4 protein-coding genes and 1 pseudogene are annotated in these 3,811 nt (G+C 47.8%); 1 reads left to right on the top strand and 4 read right to left on the bottom strand.

The window, feature by feature from the left end:
- Positions 1-234, top strand: a pseudogene (locus tag KB557_RS09550) (phosphoribosylanthranilate isomerase); the annotation flags it as partial.
- 3 nt (positions 235-237) lie between these two features.
- On the opposite strand, the gene folE reads toward KB557_RS09550, so the two are convergent.
- The 4 genes from folE to KB557_RS09530 form a co-directional block, all read right to left on the bottom strand.
- The gene (gene folE / locus KB557_RS09545) at positions 238-924 is read right to left on the bottom strand and encodes a GTP cyclohydrolase I (protein ID WP_255133627.1); all 687 of its coding nucleotides are present in this window, start codon (positions 922-924) and stop codon (positions 238-240) included.
- Between the two features lie 89 nt (positions 925-1,013).
- Positions 1,014-1,727 carry an SDR family oxidoreductase gene (locus tag KB557_RS09540; RefSeq protein ID WP_255133625.1) on the bottom strand — a complete coding sequence of 238 codons (714 nt, stop codon included), beginning with the start codon at positions 1,725-1,727 and terminating at the stop codon, positions 1,014-1,016.
- 71 nt (positions 1,728-1,798) lie between these two features.
- The gene (locus KB557_RS09535; RefSeq protein ID WP_255133623.1) at positions 1,799-2,767 is read right to left on the bottom strand and encodes an acetyl-CoA carboxylase carboxyltransferase subunit alpha; all 969 of its coding nucleotides are present in this window, start codon (positions 2,765-2,767) and stop codon (positions 1,799-1,801) included.
- 4 nt (positions 2,768-2,771) lie between these two features.
- Positions 2,772-3,809, bottom strand: a complete 1,038-nt coding sequence (locus KB557_RS09530) for a long-chain acyl-[acyl-carrier-protein] reductase (RefSeq protein WP_255133621.1) — start codon at positions 3,807-3,809, stop codon at positions 2,772-2,774.
- Positions 3,810-3,811: the final 2 nt, after the last annotated feature.

Genomic DNA, 3,811 nt, shown 5'->3' with positions numbered 1-3,811 from the left:
GGGGGCACAGGCAAAAGTTTGCCGCTGGAATGGCTAAGCGGCTTAAAATTAAGTTGCCCCTGGTGGCTCGCGGGAGGAATGGGTTCAAATAACGCAGCAAGTGCGATAGAGGAGCTTGTTGCGCTTGCATTAGAGCCATATGGCATAGATGCTTCTAGCTCAGTTGAAGATTCTCCCGGAATAAAAAATATTAATGAAGTAAGAAATTTGCTAACAATAATTTCAACTATTTAATGATCAGCCCAAAACTGATCCCTGTTGCTTAACTAATTCAAAGAATTCAGATTTTAGGCTTGGATCGTGGCGGAAATCACCACGAACTATTGAGTTAACCATACTTGTTTGGGGTTCTTTTACACCGCGCCACTTCATGCAATAGTGCTGAGCTTTCACAAGAATTGCTAAGCCTTGAGGCTTGCAGAGGCGTTCGATTTCATCTGCCAAGATCATTACCGCCTCTTCTTGAATATGGGGCCTTGAAAATACCCAATCAACAACACGTGCAAATTTACTTAGGCCGATTACCCTTTCCCCAGGCTTAATACCTATCCAGCAATTACCAAGTATTGGCACCAAGTGATGGGAACATGCAGAACGAACGGTGATCGGGCCTACAGTATAAATTTCATCGAGATGCTTCACATTTGGGAAGCAGGCAATTTTTGGCTGTTGATGATAACGACCTTTAAATACTTCATGCAAATACATCTTTGCAACCCGCTCTGCTGTTTCCTGCGTGTTGTGGTCGTTATCGATATCTATTACTAAGCTACGAAGTAGGTCTCTCATTCGATCAGCAACCTCCTTTTGAAGTAGGTCTAATTCGCCTTCTTGAAGATGATCAGCAACATTATCATTGGCCAAATAAGGCACTTCTGCAGCATCCAGGCGAGCCCTAATGATTTCACTAATGGTGCGGGGCATCGCAGTTCTATCTAAAGAAGGGCTTGTGATCCCAGAGGATGAGCCGTTATTAACAATTGGGCTTAGGTCGTTTAAAGCAGTCATGAAACTCAAAAAGCGCCAGTGGCGGGCATGAGGGTTAAATCTTCCAGCAGAAGCTGGGGGGGGGTTTGAGCTATTTGCAGCAGGGTTTCTGCTACTAGCTCGGAGGAGAGCATTGCTCCGCGATCAAAATTCGCTTGAACAGTGGGGCTATCCCAAAGTGGTGTATTTACAGATCCGAGCGTAAGCGTGGAAACGCGAATACCGTGGGCTCCCTCCTCTTCAGCTAAGCAGCGGCTAAAGGCTGCCAAGGCTGCTTTTGAAGCGGAGTAGGCGCCCCAACCAGCAAACGTTTTATTAGCAGCGTGGCTACTTATATTAACGATCAAACCTCCACCTTGTGATCTTAGAGCGGGCAGCAAGCCATTGCAGATCTGAAAAACACTGGTGAGATTCAGCTGAAACAACCATTGCCACTGCTCCAAGCTGGTGGCTGCCAAAGGGGAGGTGAGGCCTGCGCCGGCGTTGTTGATCACAACTGAAGGCACCCCAGCTGCGTCGATCAACTGCTGCAATCCTGAAGAAACTTGAGTTGGGTCTGCAAGGTTTACACCGGCTGTAGAAACGTCCACTGAAGCCAAGCGGCACTCTGTGGCAACAGCTTCCAGTTCCGCTGAGGGGCGGGCAAGCAGTTCTAGATTCCAGCCAGCTCTGGCAAATCGCTTTGCCGTGGCGGCTCCAATGCCCCTAGAGGCCCCTGTAATTAAAGCAATTTTTTGCAAAAGATCTTTAGCAAGTTTGAAGCTTGAGCTACATCACGAAACCTAAATGATTATTAAACCTATGCAGGCGACTATGTGGCTTCCAATACTTCACCAATCGAACGATACTTTGTGTAGCGCCGCTCGAGCAATTGCTCAGGTTCAAACTCAAGTAACCCGTTTAATTCCTCCACTAAAGCTAATCTCAGGGTTTCAGCCGCCTGAAGAGGCGCCCAATGATTCCCTCCTGATGGTTCAGGCAAAATGCGATCCACTATTCCAAGTTTAACTAAATCGCTGGCAGTAATTTTCAATGCATCCGCTGCGGTAGAGGCTTTTGCAGCATCGCGCCAAAGAATTGATGCGCATGCTTCAGGGCTGGCCACGGTGTAAACAGAATGTTCAAACATCAAAAGGCGATCCGCCACTCCGATACCAAGTGCGCCACCAGAACCACCTTCACCGATCACAGTGGCAATTAAAGGCACCCGCAAACCAAACATCTCACGCAAATTCACAGCGATTGCTTCTCCTTGGCCGAGCTCTTCAGCCTTCAAACCGGCATAGGCACCTGGGGTGTCTATGAAACAAATAATCGGCAGATTAAAACGATCCGCATGGCGCATCAGCCTTAAAGCTTTGCGATAACCACCAGGGGATGCCATCCCGAAATTACGGGCAACATTCTCTTTCGTATCACGACCTTTCTGATGACCAAGAAACAGCACTGCCCGTTCACCAAGCTGGCCTAGCCCCCCCACTAGAGCTTGGTCGTCTGAGCCACAGCGATCTCCATGCAGCTCAATCCACTTTTCGCTTATTACCTGGATGTAGTCGAGGCAGCTTGGCCGGTGCGGGTGGCGGGCTACTTGAATTTTTTGAGAGGGGGTAAGGGAACCAAATATGTCTTGACGGCGGCGGGCCGCCAAATTTTCCAATTGCAGTAATTGCTGGCTTACATCTACTTCTGAATCACGGGCTAATTGCCGAATTTGATCAATTTGTTCCTCCAAGTCAACTAGAGGTTTTTCAAAATCCAACAAAAAGCGACGTGCTGCCATTAGTTCAAGCGGCAATTGCCACAGGGGCTGGCAAACTAGCCTCTAAGCCTAAAGCGGAAAAGCCGTGGCGAATTGAAGCAGCGCCAATCTGCTCCATCGCTTCAAGGGTGATGTTGTTACGGCCCCAACTGAAATTAGTGTGCCAATCTTCAAATTCCAACAACATTGCTTCTGCAAAACAAGCAAACAATTGGCGGCGTGGATTTGCCATTTCAGCAATTTCCATCACCTGCCAGCCAATATCTCTAGCAAATTCAACAATGCCTCCTTTAAGTATATTTATATTGGGTGATGCAATTTTGCTATCTAGATTCTTTGGATAACCGCCATCGATCATTAAGCAAGGATTTCGCAAGCTCTCTGAATCAATTTGCAAAGTTTGAGGCAAAGAAGCCACCCAAACAACCACATCTGCTGCAGGTAAAGCCTCTTCGAGGGAGAGCACCCTGCCACCGCCAAGCTCGTTGCGCAGATCGTTCAAACGTTGCTGCTGGCGGGCTACCAACAGCAATTCCCCCACACCAGTGCGGCGAGTGAGCCAACGGCAAACCGCACTGCCAATATCGCCTGTGGCACCAACTACAGCTACTTTTGCCTTGGCAAGATCTATGCCCAATGCCGGAGCGTTTTGCTCCACTTGGCGGCAGATCACCCAGGCTGTGTGAGTATTACCTGTAGTAAAACGCTCCCACTGAAGAAGTGTTGAACGAATTTGTTGAAATTTAGCGAGGTTAAAATTCTCAAAAATAATCGAGGTGAACCCGCCGAGTGCAGTAATATTTATTCCACGTTTTTGGGCCAACTCCATTGCATTTTGCACCTTACGGGTTGCCGTTTTAAAGCGACCTAGCATTTCAGGTACAAAGCATGAATCAATATAGGTGCCCTGAATTGTCTTACCTGTATTACTAGTAACCTCAAAATTTTCTAGCAACTGAGGAGGAGCGCTACACCAAATGTCTAGCTCTCCATCAGCAAGATCGTCAAAGCCCAAATCTCGGGCCTTGAGACGAGCCTCTAAAAAACTGGAGGAGTGACCGATCA

This window comes from Synechococcus sp. Cruz CV12-2-Slac-r, from assembly GCF_024346075.1.
In the GTDB taxonomy this organism is placed as follows: Bacteria; Cyanobacteriota; Cyanobacteriia; order PCC-6307; family Cyanobiaceae; genus Synechococcus_D.
The sequence above is the reverse complement of the archived record's forward strand: the minus strand, read 5'-3'. Positions and strand labels throughout refer to the sequence as shown.

Bases quoted from the DNA above. Each gene is read 5' to 3' on its own strand.
- folE (WP_255133627.1), bottom strand. From the start codon at position 924: ATGCCCCGCACCATTAGTGAAATCATTAGGGCTCGCCTGGATGCTGCA.
- KB557_RS09535 (WP_255133623.1), bottom strand. From the start codon at position 2,767: ATGGCAGCACGTCGCTTTTTGTTGGATTTTGAAAAACCTCTAGTTGAC.